Source organism: Rhodococcus sp. NPDC049939 (assembly GCF_040656415.1).
In the GTDB taxonomy this organism is placed as follows: domain Bacteria; phylum Actinomycetota; class Actinomycetes; order Mycobacteriales; family Mycobacteriaceae; genus Rhodococcus_F.
The window spans coordinates 7,999-34,100 of sequence record NZ_JBFAMC010000008.1 but is presented as its reverse complement, the minus strand read 5'-3'; the positions used below and the strand labels follow the sequence as shown (position 1 = coordinate 34,100).

2 protein-coding genes are annotated in these 26,102 nt (G+C 65.6%); both read left to right on the top strand.

Annotated elements, in window-relative coordinates; all coding sequences use genetic code 11:
* Positions 1–35 precede the first annotated feature (35 nt).
* Complete coding sequence (locus AB0I57_RS19595) at positions 36–914, top strand: glycoside hydrolase family 16 protein (protein ID WP_358339091.1); 879 nt, start codon at positions 36–38, stop codon at positions 912–914.
* Between the two features lie 1,123 nt (positions 915–2,037).
* Complete coding sequence (locus AB0I57_RS19590; protein ID WP_358339088.1) at positions 2,038–26,097, top strand: non-ribosomal peptide synthase/polyketide synthase; 24,060 nt, start codon at positions 2,038–2,040, stop codon at positions 26,095–26,097.
* Positions 26,098–26,102: the final 5 nt, after the last annotated feature.

Below are 26,102 nucleotides of genomic sequence, written 5' to 3'. Positions count from 1 at the left end.
GCGAACATTGTCGTGGTCGAAAATCGCCTTCAGTTTTGAAATCGGCTCTCGGCTCCGCCGCCATTGTCGGCCTGACGACACTGAGCGCTGCAGGCTTCACTGGTGTGCCGGCGGCACTCGCCGATCAGGTCCCACCAGGGACGGTGATCTTCGAAGACACTTTCGATGGTCCTGCCGGCTCTCCGGTCGATACATCCAAGTGGCACTACGACCCCGGATTCGGTGAAAACAACGAGCTACAGGAATACACCTCCGGTACGGACAACATCACGCTCGATGGCAACGGGCACCTCCAGATCACAGCGAAAATGAGAAATGGCACCGACCTCAACGATCCCCAGGTCGGTGATTTCACCTCGGGGAGGATCAATACCTCGAGATCGTTCAACCAGACATACGGCCATTTCGAGGCGCGGATCAAGCTTCCGATCGGACAAGGCATCTGGCCCGCGTTCTGGATGATAGGCAGCAATTTCCCAGAAGTCGGGTGGCCGCAGAGCGGTGAGATCGACGCCATGGAGTACAAGGGCAGTGAACCCGGCACCGTCCACGGCACGATCCACGGCCCCGGATACGAAGGTGACGAGGGGCCCACCAGCAGCTATACGCTTCCCAACGGTCAGAGGCTCTCCGACGACTTTCACACCTATGCCGTCGACTGGTCCCCCTACCTGATCAGCTGGTCGATCGACGGCCAGACCTACGCAACCCGCACACCGCTGGACATCGGCATGGGGAACGAATGGGTCTTCGACCACCCGTTCTTCATGATCCTCAATGTCGCGGTCGGCGGGAATTTCTCCGGAAACCCAGATCCCACAACGTCATTCCCACAAACTATGTTGGTGGACTACGTGCGCGTCACCAGCAACGACCCTGGATGGTTCGGGGCACTCACGCCACAAGGGGGGTAGAACAGTACGATTTCGGCCCCGATACAAAGGTATCGGGGCCAAGGACCGCGATGAAGTTTCACCTCGCAGAATCGAGCGGTTTCTCATACCGGTCAGATCCAGATCATCATGACGCTCCCGACGCACACCATGTGCTGCCGGACTCGAGGAAGTTTCAGGTCCCAGAAGGTCATGTTCGCTTCGAATGCTACGTCCGCGTCCACAACGTCATGACACGCGGCAGCTCGCTTCAATTCCCGAATCCAATGACGACATCTGTCACAGGATTGTCACGCGCAAGTATCGCTATAGTCAATCTGGCACCCAACGCACCTGAATCCCTTGCTGCGATTGACAAGTCGAGGTTCGGCGACGATGATCGCGAGATGTTTCGCCGCGCGAATGGTCGGTTTCGTCTACGGACCTTCATTGCCCGCGGTCAAGTTGACCGGGGACGCCTACCCCTCTCCTGCGGCGAGGCACACCGGACAGGTCACCTTCAGATCGGACAACCTGTAGGCAGACAACCGTCAACGGTCCGCAAGGGCCGGTCCAAGTCCAAACCGTTCAAGCCCAAACCTATATCGAGAACCACCGGTAAACAAACTGGTTGATCGCCCACTCGAGTGTCACATAGTGGTGAACACGTTGGAGCAAGAGGCATTTCGAACCCCTTCGTGCTGAGTAGCGTCGAGGTCGGGAACCACTTCTGGAAGCTCTGAGTTGGTCAACGTGGTTGGCGGCATCTCGAGCTGACCAACGAGCTGGCTGGGAAGATCGATCAGCCACGAACTCGAGAGTAGGTCGATTTGAGCCTCGTCGAACACGGTGGACGTCAGCACTCAGCTATAGAGATGGGGTGCACATTCGAAGGAACCCATTCAGCAGCGTCAGCCGCAAATCTAGCGTTTTCGTAAGTATCGAAGACAGCATTCATAAAGAGCATAATTTTCCCTAATTTTGGTTCGAAATAGCGCCGTTTCGGCAGGGACTCGTCGTCGGGAAACGTCGCGCCTTGAATGTCTCGAGTATGGGGAGAAGAACCGGACCTACTACGTCCGCAAAGTTTGCGTGATGCCGTGATCCACAAAACCAGTCGACTTCTCGTTCTGGTTCTGGGCAGATTGCGGAACAGGATAACCAAATGTCAGAGACCGTCAATTTCCACACCCATCAGCTAACGAACGCTCAGCTCGGTGTGTGGTTTTCGGAACTCCTCGATCCCGAGTCATCGACATTCAACATATATGAATACATAGAGATACGGTCGTGTGTCGATCGGGCCGCCCTCTCCGCTGCACTACGTCAAGTCGTCACCGAGTGCGAGGCACTGCAGTCGAGCTTTCGGGCAACCGGGCACACCTCGATCGAGCAGGTAGTTCACGATACGCGGGAAGTGGACATCGAGCCCGTCGACCTGTCCGGGGACCCGGACCCAGTCCAATCCGCCGAGGATTGGATGTCGCACAAGCTGACCGAACACAGCCTTCTGGCCGATGAATTCCCCACACACTTCGACCTGATCACAATCGGCCCCGAATGCTCACTACTCTTCGTGTCCTTTCACCACATCGCATTGGATGGATTCAGCCTGTCGCTAATCTGTTCCAGAATCATCTCGCTGTACAACTCGTTCACCGAGTCCCTACCCAGTCCACCCAGTGGGTTCGCACCACTCGACCGGATGAGCGAATTGGACTCGGAATACCAACGATCCGACGATTTCGAATCCGATAAAGAATTCTGGGAGAACAGGATACGTCGCCTTCCCGCACCCGCTACTTTGTCGGGACAATGGCCCACCATAGCCAAGACGGTGCGATACGGACATACAGAATTCTCCAGTTCAGTATCCCGGGCAGTACACGATGTGAGCGACAGATCGGACTTTTCTCTCGCCTCCACGCTGATTGCGCTCGGGTATCTGTTCGGTCAGCGAATGTCGGGTAGGTCGGCACTGCCCTTCGGGCTTCCGGTGACCGGTCGGCTCGATCCCGACGCCCTTCAGGTGCCGACGATGGCATCGAACATCATCCCGATTTCTGTTGAAACCGACGAGTACGACCGTTTCGAGGATGTGGTGGCCGCCGTCTCGGCCGCGTTGAAGTCCGCCCTGCCGCACCAGAGGTTTCGTATGGAGTGGATGACCCGTGGTGCCGGCACTAGCAAGAACTTCTCCGCTCCGCTGTTCGGCTTCTCCCTGAACCTCATGAAGTTCAACGCGGACGTGAAGTTCGGCCGCTCCGATGCGTCCTATCACATGGTGCGTAGTGGACCGGTGCGCGACATGTCCATCCACTTCACCTACGGCGACCCGGGCGAGCCCATCGGTGCGGAGATCGAAGCGGACGCCGAACGCTACACCGACTCGGACATCACCAGACTGCTCGGCCGCCTCGAAACCCTGGTGGGCGAGGTGACCGCCGCAGGCAATGATCGCCTGACCGGCATCGAGATCCTCGACCAGACCGAACGCCACCAGATCCTCGACACCTGGAACCACACCCACATTCAGGTGCCGACACCAGCCGCAACGGTGCCCGAGCTGTTCGAACACCAGGTGCGCCTGTCCCCGGACCAGGTCGCCGTGGTGTGCGCAGGCGAGGACCTGACCTACACCCAACTCAACGAGAACGCCAACCGGTTAGCCCACCACCTGATCCACGCCGGGGCCGGCCCCGAACACCTGATCGCCGTCGCCCTCCCAAGGTCCGCCGACCTGATCACCGTCCTGCTGGCCATCCTCAAAACCGGGGCCGCCTACCTGCCCCTCGACCCGAACTACCCCAGCACCCGCACCGGGCACATCCTCACCGACGCCCACCCCCACCTGCTCATCACCGACACCACCACCGACCTTCCGACCACCCCCATCCGGCAGATCCACACCGACACCGTCGACCTCGAGAAACAACCCACCCACAACCCCTGCGACACCGACCGGGTCACCCCCCTGCACCCCGGCCACCCGGCCTACCTGATCTACACCTCCGGATCCACCGGAACCCCCAAAGGCGTCGCCGTCCCCCACACCGCAATAGCGAACCGGCTGGACTGGATGCAACGCTGCTACCCCCTGACCACCGGCGACGCCGTGCTGCAGAAAACCTCCATCTCCTTCGACGTGTCGGTCTGGGAACTGTTCTGGCCCCTGCAGGTCGGCGCCCGACTGGTGATCGCACCCCCCGACGCCGGCCGCGACCCAGCCCAAATCCTCCGCGTGATCCGGCAACACCACGCGACCGTGGTCCACTTCGTGCCCTCCGCCCTCGCCGCCGCCGTCGAACACCCCGACTTCGCCCAGTGCACCGGCCTGCGGCACATCATCGCCTCCGGCGAAGCCCTCTCCACCGAACTTGCCCGACGCTGCCGCACCGCGCTGCCGTCGGCGCAACTGCACAACCTGTACGGGCCCACCGAAACCGCGGTGGATGTGACCTTGCACCCGGTGTCGCCCGCCGACCTCACACCCGGTGCCGCGGCCGGGGTACCGATCGGGGAACCCGCAACCAACGTCCAGGTGTACGTCCTCGACACCGGGCTACGCCCGGTCCCCGCCGGGGTGACCGGCGAACTGTATCTGGCCGGAGACCAAGTCGCCCGCGGCTACCACCGGCGCCCCGCCCTGACCGCGGGGCGCTTCCTGCCCAACCCCTTCGCCACCGGCGCCGCCATGGGCGGGCGCATGTACCGCACCGGTGACCTGGTCCGCTGGACCGCAGACGGTGTCCTCGACTTCCTCGGACGCACCGACGATCAGGTCAAGATCCGCGGATTCCGGATCGAACCCGGCGAAATCGAAGCCACCCTCACCACCCACCCGGCCGTCACCCAAGCCGCGGTCATCGCCCACACCACCCCGGCCGCACACCAATTGATCGGGTACGTCGTCCTCGACCCGGACGAGACCGGAGGCGAAGACCGCAAGGCGATCTCCGACCTCGCCTCCCAACTACGCGCGTATGTGGCCGGCGACCTGCCCGAGTACATGGTCCCCGCCGCGATCATCATCCTCGAGGCACTCCCGGTGACCGCGAACGGCAAACTCGACCGCAAAGCTCTGCCCGCCCCCGAGTACACCACCGGGCACTACCGGGCCCCCCGCACCCCCGAGGAACAACTCCTCACCGATCTGTTCGCCGAGATCCTCGGTGTCCCCCGGGTCGGGATCGACGACTCCTTCTTCGACCTCGGCGGCCACTCCCTGCTCGCCACCCGGCTGATCAGCCGGATCCGCACCGAACTCGGCACCGAACTACCCATCCACACCGTCTTCGACTCCCCCACCATCGCAGAACTCGCCCCCCAACTGCACCAAGGCTCACCGGTGCGGCCCCCACTGGAACAAGCCGACCGACCGGCCCGGATCCCGTTGTCGCACGCCCAGCAACGCCTGTGGTTCCTCCACCAATTCGAGGGCCCGTCACCCACCTACAACATCCCCCTCGCCCTTCGGTTGACCGGCCGACTGAACACCGACGCGCTGACCTCCGCCCTCGACGACGTCATCGCCCGCCACGAAAGCCTGCGCACCATCTTCGACGCCACCGAAGGCCAACCGTTCCAACACATCCTGCCCGCCGACCAGGCCACCCCCGACATCCCCATCACCGACCTCGACGACAGCCACCTCGATGCCGCGGTCACCGACGCGGCCCGCTACCGGTTCGACCTGGCCCGCGAGATCCCCATCCGGGCAACAGTTTTCCGATCCGGACCCGACCAGCATGTTCTGGTGCTGCTTATCCACCACATCGCCGCCGACGGCTGGTCGATGACACCCCTGATCCGGGATCTGACCCACGCCTACACCGCGCGCCGGACCGGTGAGGACCCGGTCTGGCAACTGTTGCCGGTCCAGTACGCCGACTACGCCCTATGGCAACACCGCCTGCTCGGCGAGATCACCGACCCCCACAGCCTGCTGACCACCCAGTACCGGTACTGGCAACACGAACTGGCCGAGGCGCCGGAGCTGATGGCCCTGCCCACCGACCGGCCCCGCCCCAAAACGGCCAGCTACCGCGGCGCCACCGCCACCTTCACCATCCCCGCCGCCATGCACCACCGCCTCGACCAACTCGCCCGAAGTCGCGGGATCACCATGTCGATGCTCACCCAATCCGCCCTCGCGGTGCTGCTACACAAACACGGCGCCGGCACCGATATCTGCATCGGCGGCCCGATCGCCGGCCGCACCGACACCGCGTTGACCGACCTGATCGGGTTCTTCGTCAACACCTGGGTCCTGCGCGTCGACCTGGGCCACCACCCCCGCTTCGACCAGATCCTCGACCAGGTCCGCGGCAAAGCCCTGGCCGCCTACACCCACCAGGACATCCCGTTCGAACTGCTCGTCGAACTGCTCAACCCCACCCGGTCCACCGCCCACCACCCGCTGTTCCAGATCGCCTTCGCCTGGCAGAACAACACCCTGCCCGAACTCGACCTGCCCGACCTGCACACCACCGAGCTGGCCGACCCCACCGGCACCGCGAAATTCGATCTGTTCGTCAACCTGGTCGACCCCGGTGACCCCGACCGCGACATCCCCGGAACCATCGAATACGCCACCGACCTGTTCGACCGAACCACCATCGACACCCTCGCCCACCGATACCTGGCCGTCCTCGACGCCGTCACCGAGAACCCTCACCTACGGATCGATAACCTCGAGATCCTCGACGAGCACGAACGCCACCAGATCCTCGAAACCTGGAACCACACCGCCGACGAAGTGCCCGAAGTCCCCGCTGTGGTGGTGCCCGAGATGTTTCAACAACAGGTACACCGCACACCGGATGCGGTGGCGGTGATCCACTCCGGCCGGCACCTGACCTACACACAACTCAACGAGGACGCCAACCGGTGGGCCTGGCACCTCATCGCTGCCGGCGCCGGCCCCGACACCGTCATCGCTGTCGCCCTCCCCCGGTCCGCCGAGCTGATCACCATCCTGCTCGCCATCCTGAAAACCGGTGCCGCCTACCTGCCCATCGACCCCCGCTACCCCAGCGCCCGCACCGCATACATCCTCGCCAATGCCCAACCGACACTGATCATCACCGACACCACCACCGCACTACCCCCCACCGCCATCCGACACCTCTACACCGACACCATCGACCCCGACGACCAGCCCACCCACAACCCCACCGACACCGACCGCACCACCCCCCTGCACCCGGACCACCTGGTCTACCTGATCTACACCTCCGGATCCACCGGCACCCCCAAAGGCGTCGCAGTCAGCCACCGCAACCTCACCTATTTCCTGACACAAGCACCCGCACACCTCGGGGGACAAGACCCCGTACGGGTCCTGGCCGGGGCATCCGTGAACTTCGATCTGTCGGTCTTGGAGATCTTCACACCTTTGTGCACCGGCGGCAGGATCGAAGTCGTTCGGGACGTGCTCGTCTTCACCGAGGACGGCGTCACCGTCCACGGTGGGGTGATCAGTGCCGTTCCCTCGGTCCTCGCCGAAGTCCTTGATCTGTCCCCTAAACCCCCGACACCTGACACCGTCGTCTGCGCGGGTGAGATGCTGCCGGCACGGTTGGCCCGCAAGATGCACGCCCTGATCCCTGGCGCCCGAGTGGTCAACATCTACGGGCCCACCGAAACCACGGTCTTTGCCACCACCTACACCGTGCCCAGCGGTGACCTCACACCGGGAACAAGTGTGCCGATCGGCACACCGCTCGGCACCGTGCAGGTGTACGTCCTCGATGCCGGACTCCGCCCGGTCCCGGCCGGGGTCCCGGGCGAATTGTATGTCGCCGGAAAACAAGTGGCGCGCGGCTACCACCGGCGGCCCGGGCTGACCGCGCAACGCTTCCTGCCCAACCCGTTCGGCGCCGACGGTGGGCGCATGTACCGCACCGGGGACCTGGTGCGCTGGATCGGCGACGGGGTGATCGACTTCGTCGGTCGGGCCGACGATCAGGTCAAGATCCGCGGATTCCGGATCGAACCCGGCGAGATCGAAGCCGTCCTCACCTCGCACCCGGCCGTCACCCAGGCAGCGGTCATCGCCCGCCCCTCCCGACCGGTACCCGACCGCGACCCCGCCACTGCCGATAGGATCATCGATGAGCATGAGATCGGAGGCCAAAAACAGCTCGTCGGCTACGTCGTCCTCGACTCGGCGGGCTTCCTCGACCACGACCCCAACCACGAATCCGAACTCGTCACCGAGTGGCAGCGAGTATACGAAGACCTCTACTCGAACGACCCCGGTCACGACGCACCCGGTGACCCCCTGCTCGCCGACGACTTCCGCGGCTGGAACAGCAGCTACACCGGCACACCGATCCCCCTCGAGCAGATGCGGCAATGGCGCACGGCGACGGTGACCCGGATCCGACAACTGTCCCCCACCCACATCCTCGAGATCGGTGTCGGCACCGGCCTGCTGCTGTCCGAACTCGCCCCCGACTGCGACTCCTACTGGGCCACAGACTTTTCCGACACCACCATCACCACGCTCCGAACCCGGCTGAACGAATACGGCGCCCCCTGGACACATGAGGTTCAGCTGCGCACCCAACCCGCCGATGACACCGACGGACTACCGACCGCATACTTCGACACCATCGTCATCAACTCGGTCGTGCAGTACTTCCCGAACGCCGCCTACCTGCTCGACGTGATCTCCGCCACACTGGATTTGATGGCCCCCGGGGGCGCCCTGTTCCTCGGCGACATCCGCAACCTGACCACCCTCGAAGCATTCGTCACCGGCATCCACCTGACCCAACACCCCACCGACACCGCCGCAGGACTGCTCGACCGGATCCGACGCGACATCGCCACCGAACAAGAACTGCTGCTCGCCCCGGAATTCTTCCTCGCACTCGCCGACCACCACCCTGAGATCGCTGCGGTGGACATCCAACTGCAACGCGGGCACCCCGACACCGAAATGGCCCGGCACCGCTACGACGTGATCGTGCACAAAGCCCCCACCCGGACACAATCGATGCGCACCGTCCCCACCCGCGCCTGGCAGGATCTGCCCGACCCGACCGCACTGCGAGCCCTGCTCGAACATGAGCGGCCGGACACCCTGCGGGTCACCGGGATCCCCCATGCCGGGCTGATCGACGAGACCTCTGCCCACCAGGCGGCCGTCCACGCCCACCCCGACACCCCGCTCACCGAACTCCTCGACAATGTCGGGGACCACGCCGGCTCGGCCGCACCGAGCACCGAGGACCTACACCGGCTCGGCGACGAGACCGGCTACCTCACCGCCGTCACCTACTCGAGCGCACCCGGACACTTCGACGCGGTGTTCCTGCTCGCTACCGAATACCGGAGACCGCTGACCGACGTGTACCGGCCTGTCGGCGAGGTCGGACCCCTCTCCCGGTACGTCAACGACCCCGCCGCCACCCGCCGCATCCCCCAACTGCGCGCGTATGTGGCCGGCAAACTGCCCGAGTACATGGTCCCCGCCGCGATCGTCATCCTCGACGCCCTGCCGGTGACCGCGAACGGCAAACTCGACCGCAAAGCCCTGCCCGCCCCCGACTACCCGACCGGGCACTACCGGGCCCCCCGCACCCATGAGGAACACCTCCTCACCGACCTGTTCGCCGACATCCTCGGTGTCCCCCGGGTCGGGATCGACGACTCCTTCTTCGATTTGGGCGGCCACTCCCTGCTCGCCACCCGCCTGATCAGCCGGATCCGCACCGAACTCGGCACCGAACTACCCATCCGGGTCTTGTTCGACGCCCCCAGCATCGCCGAGATCATCCCTTACCTCCACACCGACACCCCGGTCCGTCCCGCCCTGATCGCCCTGACCACCCACGAACGCCCCGACCGGATTCCGTTGTCGCACGCCCAGCAACGACTGTGGTTCCTGCACCAACTCGAGGGCCCGTCGGCGACCTACAACATCCCCCTCGCCCTGCGGTTGACCGGCTCTCTGAACACCCCTGCGCTGACCGCCGCGATCGGCGACCTGATCACCCGCCACGAAAGCCTGCGCACCATCTTCGACGCCACCGAAGGCCAGCCGTTCCAGCACATCCTGCCCGCCGAACAGGCCACCCCCGAGATCACGGTCACCGACCTCGACGACAGCCACCTCGACGCCGCGGTCACCGACGCGGCTCGCTACCAGTTCGACCTCGCCCGCGAGATCCCCATCCGGGCCACAGTTTTCCGATCCGGGCCCGACCAGCATGTGCTGATGCTGCTGATCCACCACATCGCTGCCGACGGCTGGTCACTGGCCCCCCTGATCCGGGACCTGACCCACGCCTACACCGCCCGGCACCACGGCCACACACCCATATGGGAACCGCTGCCGGTCCAATACGCCGACTACACCCTGTGGCAACGACAACTCCTCGGCGAGATCACCGACCCCGACAGCGCCCTGTCCGCCCAATACCGGTACTGGCAACACGAACTGGCCGGGGCACCGGAACTGATGCCACTACCGACCGACCGACCCCGCCCCAAGGTGGCCAGCTACCGCGGCGACACCATCGACATCACCATCCCCGCACACCTGCACCACCGCCTCGACCAACTCGCCCGAAGTCGCGGGATCACCATGTCGATGCTCACCCAATCCGCCCTCGCCGTGCTCCTACACAAACACGGCGCCGGCACCGATATCTGCATCGGCGGCCCGATCGCCGGCCGCACCGACACCGCCCTGACCGACCTGATCGGCTTCTTCGTCAACACCTGGGTCCTGCGCGTCGACCTGAGCCACCACCCCCGCTTCGACCAGATCCTCGACCAGGTCCGCGACAAAGCCCTGCACGCCTACACCCACCAGGACCTGCCCTTCGAACTGCTCGTCGAACTACTCAACCCCACCCGCACCACCGCCCACCACCCGCTGTTCCAGGTCGCCTTCGCATGGCAGAACAACACCCTGCCCGACCTCGACCTGCCCGACCTGCACACCACCGTGCTACCGGCCCCCACCGGCACCGCGAAATTCGATCTGTTCGTCAACCTGGTCGACCCCGGTGACCCCGACCGGGACATCCCCGGAACCATCGAATACGCCACCGACCTGTTCGACCGAACCACCATCGACACCCTTGCCCACCGATACCTGACCGTCCTCGGCACCATCACCACCGACCCTCAGACCCGGCTGACCGGCCTCGACCTGCTCGACGAGCACGAACGCCACCAGATCCTCGAAACCTGGAATCACACCGCCGAAGCGCCTGCCACCGAAGTCCCCGCTGTGGTGATGCCCGAGATGTTTCAACAACAAGTACACCGCACCCCGGATGCGGCGGCGGTGATCCACTCCGGCCGGCACCTGACCTACACCCAACTCAACGAGGACGCCAACCGATGGGCCCACCACCTCATCGACGCCGGGGCCGGCCCCGACACCGTGATCGCCGTCGCCCTGCCCCGCACCCCCGACCTGATCACCATCCTGCTCGCGATCCTGAAAACCGGTGCCGCCTACCTGCCCATCGACCCCCGCTACCCCAGCGACCGCACCGCCTACATCCTCACCAACGCCCACCCGACACTGCTCGTCACCGACACCACCACCACAACAACCCTGCCGCACAACGGGACACCACAGCTCTGCACCGACCTCACCGACCTCGAGAACCAGCCCGCCCACAACCCCACCGACACCGACCGCACCACACCGCTGCACCCGGGCCACTTGGCCTACCTGATCTACACCTCGGGATCCACCGGCACCCCCAAAGGTGTTGCCGTCACACACCGCAACCTCACCCATTTCCTGACTCACGAACCCACACATCTCGATGCGACGGACTCTGTTCGGGTTCTGGCCAGCACCTCCATGGGGTTCGACGTGTCGGTATTCGAGATCTTTGCCCCCTTGTGCGCCGGGGTTGGTATCGAACTGGTCCGGGACGTACTCCTCCTCACCGAAGGCGACATCCGCGTGGATTGTGGAGTAATCAGTGCCGTTCCCTCGGCCCTCGCCGAAATCCTCGAGCAAGCCCCCACACCCCCCACACCTGACATCGTCGTCTGCGCGGGTGAGGCGCTGCCCGGGTGGCTGGCCGCGAAGATCCACGCCCTGATTCCCGAAGCCCGGGTGATCAACGCCTACGGGCCCACCGAAACCACGGTCTTTGCAACCACCTACACCGTGCCCAGTGGTGACCTCACACCGGGAACGAGTGTGCCGATCGGCACACCGCTCACCAATGTGCGGGTCTACGTCCTCGATGCCGGACTCCGCCCGGTCCCGGCCGGGGTGACCGGCGAGTTGTATGTCGCCGGAGAACAAGTCGCGCGCGGCTACCACCGGCGGCCCGGGCTGACCGCGCAACGCTTCCTGCCCAACCCGTTCGGCGCCGACGGTGGGCGCATGTACCGCACCGGGGACCTGGTGCGTTGGATCGGCGACGGGATGATCGACTTCGTCGGTCGGGCCGACGATCAGGTCAAGATCCGCGGATTCCGGATCGAACCCGCCGAGATCGAAGCCGCCCTCACCTCGCACCCGGCCGTCACCCAGGCAGCCGTCATCGCCCGCCCCACCCGCGCGATCGACACAAGCGAACCCACCACCGACGACGAGTCAGCCAGTGAAAGTGTCGGTACACGTTTGGGCGACAACGGAAAACAGTTGATCGGGTACGTCGTCCTCGACTCGGAAGGCTTCCTCGACCACGATCCGAACCAGGAATCCGAACTCGTCACCGAGTGGCAGCACGTCTACGACGACCTCTACACCGGTGACGATGCCGCACCCCCCGATGAGACCGGAATCGGGGACGACTTCCGCGGCTGGAACAGCAGCTACACCGGCCAGCCCATCCCCCTCGAACAGATGCGGCAATGGCGCTCGGCGACGGTGACCCGCATCCGACAACTGTCCCCCACCCACATCCTCGAGATCGGAGTGGGATCCGGCCTGCTGCTATCCGAACTCGCCCCCGACTGCGACTCCTACTGGGCCACAGACTTTTCCGACACCACCATCACCACGCTCCGAACCCGGCTGAACAAACACGACGCCCCCTGGACCAACCGGGTACACCTACGCACCCAGCCCGCCGACGACACCGACGGCCTACCGACCGCACACTTCGACACCATCGTCATCAACTCGGTGATCCAATACTTCCCGAACGCCGCCTACCTGATCGACGTGATCACGAAGGCGATGCGATTACTCACCCCCGGGGGCGCATTGTTCGTCGGCGACATCCGCAATCTGACCACACTGCCGGCGTTCGTCACCGGCATCCACCTGACCCACGACACGACCGGCACCGTCGGAATGCTGATGGATCAGGTACACCGCGAGATCGCGACTGAACCAGAACTCCTTGTGGCACCGGAATTCTTCCTCGCGCTCGGCAAGGACAACACCGACATCGGCGCCGTCGATATCCGACTCGAACGCGGGCACCCCGACACCGAAATGGCCCGGCACCGCTACGACGTGATCGTGCACAAGGCCCCCACTCGGACACAATCGATGCGCACCGCCCCCACCCGAACCTGGCAGGACCTGCCCGACCCGACCGCACTGCGAGCCCTGCTCGAGCATGAGCGGCCGGAAGCCCTTCGGGTCACCGGAATACCCCACGCCGGGGTGATCGACGAGACCACCGCCCACCAGGCCGTCACCCAGGCCCACCCCGACACCCAGCTCACCAACCTCCTCACAGCTGTCGGGGAAGGGGTCGGCTCGGCCGCACCGAGCACCGAGGATCTGCACCGGCTCGGAGACGACACCGGCTACCTCACCGCGGTGACCTACTCGGCCGCACCCGGACACCTCGACGCGATCTTCTACACCCCCACCGCGCAGCACACCCCGCTGACCGGCGTGTACCGGCCCGCCGGCGAGGTCGGACCCCTCTCCCGGTACGTCAACGACCCCGCTGCCTCCCGCCGCGTCCCCCAACTGCGCGCCCATGTCGCCGCCCGGCTGCCCGAGTACATGGTCCCCGCCGCGATCGTCATCTTGGATTCACTCCCGGTGACCGCGAGCGGCAAACTCGACCGCAAAGCCCTGCCCGCCCCCGACTACACCACCGGGCACTACCGGGCACCCCGCACCCCCGACGAACACCTCCTCACCGACCTGTACGCCGACATCCTCGGTGTCCCCCGGGTCGGGATCGACGACTCCTTCTTCGATTTGGGCGGCCACTCCCTGCTCGCAACCCGCCTGATCAGCCGCATCCGCACCGAACTCGGCGCCGAACTACCCATCCGGGTCTTGTTCGACGCCCCCACCATCAGCGCACTGGCCCCCCTGCTGCACACAGGCGCGGCAGTGCGCCCGGCCCTGGTCGCCCACGAACGCCCCGACCGGATTCCGTTGTCGCACGCCCAGCAACGACTGTGGTTCATACACCAATACGAGGGCCCGTCGGCGACCTACAACATCCCCCTCGCCCTCCGATTGACCGGCCCACTGAACACCGATGCGCTGACCGCCGCGATCGGTGATGTGATCGCCCGCCACGAAAGCCTGCGCACCATCTTCGACGCCACCGGCGGTGAGCCGTTCCAGCACATCCTGCCCGCCGACCAGGCCCCCAACCCGATACATCTGACCGACCTCACACAGCTCAGCGATCCCGACGACAGCCACCTCGACGGTGCGGTCGCCAAGGCCGTGATCGAAGCCGCCGGGTACCGGTTCGACCTGGCCACCGAGATCCCGCTGCGGGCAACAATATTGCGGTGCGGGACCGACGAGCACGTGCTGGTACTGGTGCTCCACCACATCGCCGGCGACGGCTGGTCACTGGCCCCCCTGATCCGGGACCTGACCCACGCCTACACCGCCCGACACCACGGCCACACACCCACATGGGAACCGTTGCCGGTCCAATACGCCGACTACACCCTCTGGCAACACCACCTCCTCGGCGAGATCACCGACCCGTACAGCCTGCTGTCCACCCAATACCGGTACTGGCACGACGAACTCGGCGGGGCACCGGATTTGACACCCCTACCGACCGACCGGCCCCGCCCCAAAACCGCCAGCTACCACGGCGACACGATCGACTTCACCATCCCCACGACCCTGCACCACCGCCTCTACACCCTCGCCCGCACCCACGGGATCACCATGTCGATGCTCACCCAATCCGCCCTCGCCGTGCTGCTGCACAAACACGGCGCCGGCGACGACCTGACCATCGGCGGCCCCATCGCCGGCCGCACCGACACCGCCCTGACCGACCTGATCGGGTTCTTCGTCAACACCTGGGTCCTGCGGGTACACACCGACCACAACCCGAGCTTCGACCAGATCCTCGACCAGGTCCGCGGCAAAGCCCTGCACGCCTACACCCACCAAGACCTCCCCTTCGAACTCCTCGTCGAACTACTCAACCCCACCCGGTCCACCGCCCACCACCCGCTGTTCCAGGTCGCCTTCGCCTGGCAGAACAACCCCCTGCCCGACCTCGACCTTCCCGACCTACAGGCCACCGTGCTGCCCGCCCCCACCGGCACCGCGAAATTCGACCTGTCCGTCCACCTGATCGACCCCGGTGACCCCGACCGGGACATCCCCGCGCTGATCGAATACGCCACCGACCTGTTCGACCGCACCACCATCGACACCCTCACCCACCGATACCTTCGGATTCTCGACACCATCACCGCCGACCCGCACACCCGACTGTCCGACATCGACATCCTTGACGAGACCGAACGCCACCAGATTCTCGACACCTGGAACCACACCCACACCCACACCCCGGTCCCCGCCACCACCGTCCCGGACATGTTCGAACACCAGGTCCGCTCCACCCCCCAGGCAATCGCGGTGACCTGCGACGGCGAGCACCTGACCTACACCCAACTCAACGAGAACGCCAACCGGTGGGCCCACCACCTCATCCACACCGACGCCGGCCCGGACACCGTGATCGCCGTCGCCCTGCCCCGCACCCCCGAGCTGATCACCATCCTGCTCGCCATCCTCAAAACCGGGGCCGCCTACCTACCCATCGACCCGAACTACCCCAGCACCCGCACCGGGCACATCCTCGACGACGCCCACCCCCACCTGCTCATCACCGACACCACCACCGCCACCGGCCTCCCGACCACCCCCACCCGGCAGATCCACACCGACACCACCGACCTCGCCGACCAGCCCACCCACAACCCCGGCGACACCGACCGCACCACACCACTGCACCCGCAAAACCTGGCCTACCTGATCTACACCTCCGGATCCACCGGAACCCCCAAAGGCGTTGCCGTCACACACCACAACCTCACCAACCTGGCAGTGCACGGCTGGCCGGAAGGACCCAGACCCCGGCTACTGCTGCACTCGCCGATCGGATTCGACGCCTCCGTACTCGAGATCTGGGCCCCACTGCTCAACGGAGGAGAGCTGGTCACCGCCACAGACGGCCTGCTCGACCCCTACGCCCTTGCCGACCTGGTAACCACCGAGCAAGTCGACACCCTGTTCGTCACCACCGCCCTGTTCGGTGTCCTCGCCGAGGACACCGACGGCATCACTGACCGAATCTGCAACTATGTCACCCGCATCGCCACTGGCGGAGACACACTCCGAACCGACACCGCCGAACACTTCACCCAGCAGCACCCCCACGTTGCGCTGACTAACGCCTACGGGCCCACCGAAACCACAGTCTGCGCCACTCAGGTCCTCCTCGACCCCACCCCCACACTAGAAACGACGAGTGTGCCGATCGGCACACCGCTCACCAATGTGCGGGTCTACGTCCTCGATGCCGGACTCCGCCCGGTCCCGGCCGGGGTGACCGGCGAATTGTATGTCGCCGGAGAACAAGTGGCGCGCGGCTACCACCGGCGCCCGGCCCTGACCGCGCAACGCTTCCTGCCCAACCCGTTCGGCACCGACGGTGCCCGGATGTACCGCACGGGGGACCTGGTCCGCTGGACCGGCGACGGGGTGATCGACTTCCTCGGACGCACCGACGATCAGGTCAAGATCCGCGGATTCCGCATCGAACCCGGCGAGATCGAAGCCGCCCTCAGCTCACACCCGGCCGTCACCCAAGCCGCTGTCATCGCCCGTCCTACCCGCGCGATCGGCACCGGCGAACCCGCCACCGACGACGAACCGGCCAGTCAGACCGCCGATAAACAGTTGATCGGCTACATCGTCCTCGACTCGGAGGGCTTCCTCGACCACGACCCGAACCACGAATCCGAACTCGTCACCGAGTGGCAGCGAGTATACGAAGACCTCTACTTGAACGATCCCGGTCACGACGCACCCGGTGACCCCCTGCTCGCCGACGACTTCCGCGGCTGGAACAGCAGCTACACCGGAAGGCCCATCCCTCTCAGACAGATGCGGCAATGGCGCTCGGCGACGGTGGCCCGAATCCGGGAACTATCCCCCACCCACATCCTCGAGATCGGTGTCGGCACCGGACTACTCTTGTCCCAACTCGCCCCCGACTGCGACTCCTACTGGGCCACAGACTTTTCCGTCACCACCGTCACCACGCTACAAACCCGGCTCAACGACCACGACGCCCCCTGGACCGACCGGGTACACCTACGCACCCAACCCGCCGATGACACCGACGGCCTACCGACCGCACACTTCGACACCATCGTCATCAACTCGGTGATCCAATACTTCCCGAACGCCGCCTACCTGATCGACGTCATCACAAAGGCGATGCGTTTACTGGCCTCCGGGGGCGCCCTGTTTATCGGCGACATCCGCAACCTGACCACACTGCCGGCGTTCGTCACCGGCATCCACGTGGCCCGAGACGCGACCGCCACCGTCGGAATGCTCTTGGATCAGGTCCACCGCGACATCGCCACCGAACAGGAACTACTACTGGCCCCCGAATTCTTCCTCGCACTCGCCGACAACCACCCTGAGATCGCTGCGGTGGACATCCAACTGCAACGCGGGCACCCCGACACCGAAATGGCCCGGCACCGCTACGACGTGATCGTGCACAAAGCCCCCACCCGGACACAATCGATACGCACCGTCCCCACCCACGCCTGGCAGGAACTGCCCGACCCGACCGCACTGCGAGCCCTGCTCGAACATGAGCGGCCGGACACCCTGCGGGTCACCGGGATACCCCACGCCGGGCTGATCGACGAGATCGCCGCCCACCAGGCGGCCGTCTACGCCCACCCCGACACCCCGCTCACCGAACTCCTCGACGATGTCGGGGACGACCCCGACAGCCGTTCCGGCAGCGCAATGATCCCCGAGGATCTGCACCGACTCGGCGACGAGACCGGCTACCTCACCGAACTGACCTATTCGAGCGCACCCGGACACTTCGATGCGGTGTTCCTGCTCGCTACCGAATACCGGATACCGCTGACCGACGTGTACCAGCCGGCCAGCGAGGTCGGACCCCTCTCCCGGTACGTCAACGACCCTGCCGCCACCCGCCGCATCCCCCAACTGCGCGCGTATGTGGCCGACCGGCTGCCCGAGTACATGGTGCCCGCCGCGATCGTCATCCTCGACACCCTGCCGGTGACCGCGAACGGCAAACTCGACCGCAAAGCCCTGCCCGCCCCCGACTACACCACCGGGCACTACCGGGCCCCCCGCACCCCCGACGAACACCTCCTCACCGATCTGTTCGGTCACATCCTCGGTGTCCCCCGGGTCGGGATCGACGACTCCTTCTTCGATTTGGGCGGCCACTCCCTGCTCGCCACCCGCCTGATCAGCCGGATCCGAACCGAACTCGGCACCGAACTACCCATCCGAGTCTTGTTCGACGCCCCCACCATTGCCGAACTCGCCCCCCACCTCCACACCGACACCCCGCTACGCCCCCCACTGCTGCCCGTGCAACGACCGGCCCGAATCCCGTTGTCACACGCCCAGCAACGCCTGTGGTTCCTCCACCAACTCGAGGGCCCCTCGGCGACCTACAACATCCCCCTGACCCTCCGGTTGACCGGACCCCTGAACACCGACGCGCTGACCGCCGCGATCGGTGACCTGATCACCCGCCACGAAAGCCTGCGCACCCTCTTCGACGCCACCGAAGGCCAGCCGTTCCAGCACATCCTGCCCGCCGACCAGGCCCTCATCGACATCCCCATCATCGACCTCACCCCGGCCACCGGCCCCGACCGGAACCACCTCGACGGTGCGGTCGCCGAGGCCGTGACCGAAGCCGCCGGCTACCGGTTCGACCTGGCCCACGAGATCCCCATCCGGGCCACCGTTTTCCGATCCGGGCCCGACCAGCACGTGCTGATACTGCTGATCCACCATATCGCCGGCGACGGCTGGTCACTGGCCCCCCTGATCCGGGACCTGACCCACGCCTACACCGCTCGACACCACGGTGAGGAACCGGTATGGCAGCCGTTGCCGGTCCAATACGCCGACTACACCCTCTGGCAACACCACCTCCTCGGCGAGACCACCGACCCCGACAGCGCCCTGTCCACCCAATACCGGTACTGGCACCACGAACTCGGCGGGGCACCGGATTTGACACCACTACCGATCGACCGGCCCCGCCCCAAAACCGCCAGCTACCACGGCGACACCGCCGCCTTCACCATCCCCGCGCGATTGCACCACCGCCTCGATGCCCTCGCCCGCCAGCGCGGGATCACCATGTCGATGCTCACCCAATCCGCCCTCGCCGTGCTGCTGCACAAACACGGCGCCGGCGACGACCTCACCATCGGCGGCCCGATCGCCGGCCGCACCGACACCGCCCTGACCGACCTGATCGGGTTCTTCGTCAACACCTGGGTCCTGCGCGTCGACCTGGGCCACCACCCCCGCTTCGACCAGATCCTTGACCAGGTCCGTGGCAAGGCCCTGTCCGCCTACACCCACCAGGACCTGCCCTTCGAGTTGTTGGTCGAACTGCTCAACCCCACCCGGTCCGCCGCCCACCACCCGCTGTTCCAGGTCGCCTTCGCCTGGCAGAACAACCCCCTGCCCGACATCCGCTTCCCCGACCTGCAGGCCGGCCCCTACCCGGCCCCCACCGGCACCTCCCGATTCGACCTGTCGCTGCACCTGATCGACCCCGGCACCCCCGACCGGGACATCCCCGCGCTGATCGAATACGCCACCGACCTGTTCGACCGCACCACCATCGACACCCTCGCCCACCGATACCTGACCGTCCTCGACGCGATCGCGGCCGACCCGCACACCCGGCTGACCGACATCGAGATCCTCGACACCGGCGAACTACACCAGATCCTCCACACCTGGAACAGCATCGGAGACGCCACCGCGATCCCGGTCCCCGCCACCACCGTCCCGGACATGTTCGAACACCAGGTGCGCCTGGCCCCGGACCAGGTCGCCGTGACCTGCGACGGCGAGCACCTGACCTATACCCAACTCAACGAGAACGCCAACCGGTTAGCCCACCACCTGATCGCCGCCGGGGCAGGCCCGGACACCGTGATCGCCGTCGCCCTCCCGAGGTCCGCCGACCTGATCACCGTCCTGCTCGCGATCCTGAAAACCGGGGCCGCCTACCTGCCCCTCGACCCGAACTACCCCAGCGCCCGCACAGGGCACATCCTCACCGACGCCCACCCCCACCTATTGATCACCGACACCACCACCGGACCAACACTGCCCCCCAACGAAATCCCACACCTCCACACTGACACCATCGACCTGCACCACCAGCCCACCCACAACCCCACCGATACCGACCGCACCACACCGCTGTACCCGCAACACCTGGCCTACCTGATCTACACCTCCGGATCCACCGGCACCCCCAAAGGCGTTGCCGTCACACACCACAACCTCACCAACCTGGCAGTACGCGGCTGGCCGGAAGGCCCCGGAACCCGGCTACTGGCGCGCTCATCGATTGGATTCGACACCTCCGTCAACGAGATCTGGTCCCCACTGCTCAATGGAGGACAGCTGGTCATTGCCGCAGACGGCCTGCTCGACCCCTACACACTCGCCGACCTGGTTACCACCGAGCAGGTCGACGTCATCTTCCTCACCCCTGCGCTGCTCGGTGTCCTCACCGAGGACACCGACGGCATCACCGAACGACTCTGCACCCGCCTCACCCGCATCGTGACTGCCGGAGACGTCCTCAGAATCGACGTAGCCGCATATTTCAACGTGCACCACCCACATGTCACGCTGGCCAACGCCTACGGCCCTACCGAGACCACGATCTGCGCCACCGCCCACACCGTGTCAACCGGCGACCTCGCACCCGGTGTCGCGGCCGGGGTACCGATCGGCACACCACTCATCACCGTCCAGGTCTACGTCCTCGACACCGGACTGCGTCCGGTCCCGGCCGGGGTCCCGGGCGAGTTGTACATCGCCGGAACACAAGTCGCCCGTGGCTACCACCGGCGCCCGGCCCTGACCGCGGGGCGGTTCCTGCCCAACCCGTACGCCACTGACGGGACCCGCATGTACCGCACCGGTGACCTGGTCCGCTGGACCGCAGACGGTGTCCTCGACTTCCTCGGACGCAACGACGAGCAGGTCAAGATCCGCGGGTTCCGGATCGAACCCGGCGAAATCGAAGCCACCCTCACCTCACACCCGGCCGTCACCCAGGCCGCGGTCATCGCCCGCCCCACCCGCGCGATCGACACAAGCGAACCCGCCACCGACGACGAACCGGCCGGACAGACCGCCGACAAGCTGTTGATCGGCTACATCGTCCTCGACCCACACACCCACCAGGACGAGACCGGGAGCGAAGACCGCGAGCCGATCCCCGACTTCGCCCCCCAACTGCGCGCGTATGTGGCCGGCAAACTACCCGAATACATGGTCCCCGCCGCGATCGTCATCCTCGACGCACTCCCGGTGACCGCGAACGGCAAACTCGACCGCAAAGCTTTGCCCGCCCCCGACTTCGGCCTCGGACGCTATCGGGCCCCCCGCACCCCCGACGAACACCTCCTCACCGACCTGTTCGCCGACATCCTCGGCGTCCCCCGGGTCGGGATCGACGACTCCTTCTTCGATTTGGGCGGCCACTCCCTGCTCGCCACCCGCCTGATCAGCCGGATCCGCACCGAAATCGCCGCCGAACTACCCATCCGGGTCTTGTTCGACGCCCCCACCATCGCAGAACTCGCCCCCCACCTCGGCGGGAACCGACCGGTGCGTCCCGCCCTCGTCGCCCAGGAACGCCCCGACCACATTCCGTTGTCGCACGCCCAGCAACGCCTGTGGTTCCTCCACCAATACGAGGGCCCGTCGGCGACCTACAACATCCCCCTGCCCCTCCGGCTGACCGGACCCCTGAACACCGACGCGCTGACCGCCGCGATCGGTGATGTGATCACCCGCCACGAACCCCTGCGCACCCTCTTCGAGGAAACCGACGGCCAACCCTTCCAGCACATCCTGCCCGCCGACCAGGCCCTCATCGACATCCCCATCACCGACCTCACCCCGGCCACCGGTCCCGACCGGAACCACCTCGACGGTGCGGTCGCCGAGGCCGTGACCGAAGCCGCCGGGTACCGGTTCGACCTGGCCCACGAGATCCCCATCCGGGCCACCGTGCTGCGATTCGGACCCGACCAGCACGTGCTGGTACTGGTGCTCCACCACATCGCCGCCGACGGCTGGTCCCTGACCCCCCTGATCCGGGACCTGGCCCACGCCTACACCGCTCGACACCACGGTGAGGACCCGGTATGGCAGCCGTTGCCGGTCCAATACGCCGACTACACCCTCTGGCAACACCACCTCCTCGGCGAGACCACCGACCCCGACAGCGCCCTGTCCACCCAATACCGGTACTGGCACCACGAACTCGGCGGGGCACCGGATATGACACCCCTACCCACCGACCGGCCCCGCCCCAAAACCGCCAGCTACCACGGCGACACCGCCGCCTTCACCATCCCCGCGCGATTGCACCACCGACTCGACGCCCTCGCCCGAAGCCGCGGCATCACCATGTCGATGCTCACCCAATCCGCCCTCGCCGTACTCCTGCACAAACACGGCGCCGGCGACGACCTCACCATCGGCGGCCCGATCGCCGGCCGCACCGACACCGCCCTGACCGACCTGATCGGCTTCTTCGTCAACACCTGGGTCCTGCGCGTCGACCTGTCCCACAACCCCACCCTCGACGCCGTCGTCGAGCAGGTCCGCAACAAGGCCCTGGCGGCCTACACCCACCAAGACCTCCCCTTCGAACTGCTCGTCGAACTACTCAACCCCACCCGGTCCACCGCCCACCACCCGCTGTTCCAGGTCGCCTTCGCCTGGCAGAACAACACCCTGCCCGACCTCGACCTCCCCGACCTACAGGCCACCGTGCTGCCCGCCCCCACCGGCACCGCCAGGTTCGACCTGTTCGTCAACCTGATCGACCCCAGTGACCCCGACCGGGACATCCCCGCGCTGATCGAATACGCCACCGACCTGTTCGACCGCACCACCATCGACACCCTCGCCCACCGATACCTGACCGTCCTCGACACCATCGCAGCCGACTCGCACCAACACCTGTCCGGCATCGAGATCCTCGACGAGACCGAACGCCACCAGATCCTCCACACCTGGAACAGCATCGGAGACGCCACCGCGATCCCGGTCCCCGCCACCACCGTCCCGGACATGTTCGAACACCAGGTGCGCCTGTCCCCGGACACGATCGCCGTAACGTGCGACGGCGAGCACCTGACCTACACCCAACTCAACGAGAACGCCAACCGGTGGGCCCACCACCTCATCCACACCGGCGCCGGCCCCGAACACCTGATCGCCGTCGCCCTCCCGAGGTCCGCCGAGCTGATCACCGTGTTGCTGGCCATCCTGAAAACCGGGGCCGCCTACCTCCCCCTCGACCCGAACTACCCCAGCGACCGCACCGGGCACATCCTCGACGACGCCCACCCCCACCTGCTGATCACCGACACCACCACCACAACCACTTTGCTGCACACCGGAACACCACAGATCTGTACCGACCTCACCGACCTCGCCAACCAGCCCACCCACAACCCCGGCGACACCGACCGCACCACACCCCTACACCCCGGCCACCTGGCCTACCTGATCTACACCTCCGGATCCACCGGCACCCCCAAAGGTGTTGCCGTCCCCCACCACAACATCGTGGCCCTGTTCACCGGCACCGAGAACCTGTTCGACTTCCACCCCACCGACGTGTGGACCATGTTCCACTCCCCAGCCTTCGACTTCTCGGTCTGGGAACTATGGGGCGCCCTGCTGCACGGCGCCACCCTCGTCATCGTCGACGCCGACACCAGCCGATCCCCGACCGCGTTCCTCGACCTGCTCCGCAGACACCAAGTGACCGTGCTCAGTCAAACCCCGGCCGCGTTCTCCCAACTCACCGAAACCACCCCAGGCGACGACACCGCCCCGCTTCCCCTGCGCTACATCGTATTCGGCGGCGACACCCTCGAAACCACCACACTCCAACGGTGGCACACCCGCACCGACCACACCGCACCGGTGCTGGTCAACATGTACGGCATCACCGAAACCACCGTCCACGCCACCCACACCCGCCTCGACCCCACCCCCACACCCGCAACGAGGGCACCGATCGGGGCACCACTCACCACCGTGCGGGCCTACGTCCTCGACACCGGGCTGCGCCCGGTCCCGCCCGGGGTCCCCGGCGAACTCTATGTCGCCGGAGACCAAGTCGCCCGCGGCTACCACCACCGCCCCGCCCTGACCGCGCACCGCTTCCTGCCCAACCCCTACACCACCGACGGAACCCGCATGTACCGCACCGGAGACCTGGTCCGCTGGACCGCAGACGGGGTCCTCGACTTCCTCGGACGCACCGACGACCAAGTCAAGATCCGCGGATTCCGGATCGAACCCGGCGAAATCGAAAACACCCTCACCACCCACCCCGCCGTCACCCACGCAGCCGTCATCACCCGCCCCACCCGCGCGATCGGCACCAGCGATCCCACCACCGACGACGAACCGGCCAGTCAGACCGACGACAAACAGTTGATCGGCTACATCGTCCTCGACCCGCACACCCACACGGGCCACCGGGACGAGACCGGAAGCGAAGACCGCAAGCCGATCCCCGACTTCGCCCCCCAAATGCGCGCGTATGTGGCAGACCGGCTGCCCGAATACATGGTCCCCGCCGCGATCGTCATCTTGGATGCACTCCCGGTGACCGCGAACGGCAAACTCGACCGCAAAGCCCTGCCCGCCCCCGACTACACCACCGGGCACTACCGGGCCCCCCGCACCCCCGACGAGCAGATGTTGGCCGAGCTCTACACCGACATCCTCGGTGTCCCCCGGGTCGGGATCGACGACTCCTTCTTCGATTTGGGCGGCCACTCCCTGCTCGCCACCCGGCTGATCAGCCGGATCCGCACCGAACTCGGCGCCGAACTACCCATCCGGGTCTTGTTCGACGCCCCCACCATCGCCGAACTCGCCCCCCGGCTGCACGAAATCTTCACTTGTGAATTGGTGAACCCACTCGCGCCCCTGCTCACCATCAACCCATCGGGTTCGAGACCTCCCCTGTTCTGTATCCATCCGGGTTCCGGGGTTTCCTGGTGCTATCTGCCTCTCGCACAGCATCTTCCGGACCAACCGATTTACGGTCTCCAAGCCCGAGGCCTCGACGCGACTACACCGCTCGCAGGCTCGATACCGGAAATGGTCAACGACTACGTCGACGAAGTAGTTGCCCTGGTGCCTCATGGCCCCGTCGCATTGCTCGGGTGGTCATTCGGGGGAGTTATCGCCCATGCCATGGCGGTCGAGCTTCATCAGCGGGGACGCTCGGTGGGTCAGCTTGTCATGATGGACAGTGCACCGATCAATCCTTCACGCCACCAACTGAGTAGACAAGTGTTGGAAGACGAGACCGGAATCCGGAAGGAATTCCGTGCAGTAGTGGAGCTCAGGTACCCAGACATCATCTATTCCCCTGAATTCCCGGACCTCGAGGAAACGCTGTTTAAGATTGTCGTCAACAACGAAAAGATGCTGCTGGACTATTGTTCTCCCGTCCACGTGGGCGATCTGCTCATCATCCGTGCCGACTCCACCCACCTCGAGCAACCGAGCACACCACTGAGCCCGCAGTGGACCGAATACATTCAAGGCACCATCACCGAACGAACAGTGCCCGCGCAACACGAGACCATGGACTCCCCCGAAACATTGAAAGAGGTTTGCAGCATCCTCGAAAGGGACTGCCCCGAACCTGGTTGACATCC

Excerpts from the sequence above, each read along its gene's own strand:
- AB0I57_RS19590 (WP_358339088.1), top strand. The coding sequence starts at position 2,038 with ATGTCAGAGACCGTCAATTTCCACACCCATCAGCTAACGAACGCTCAG.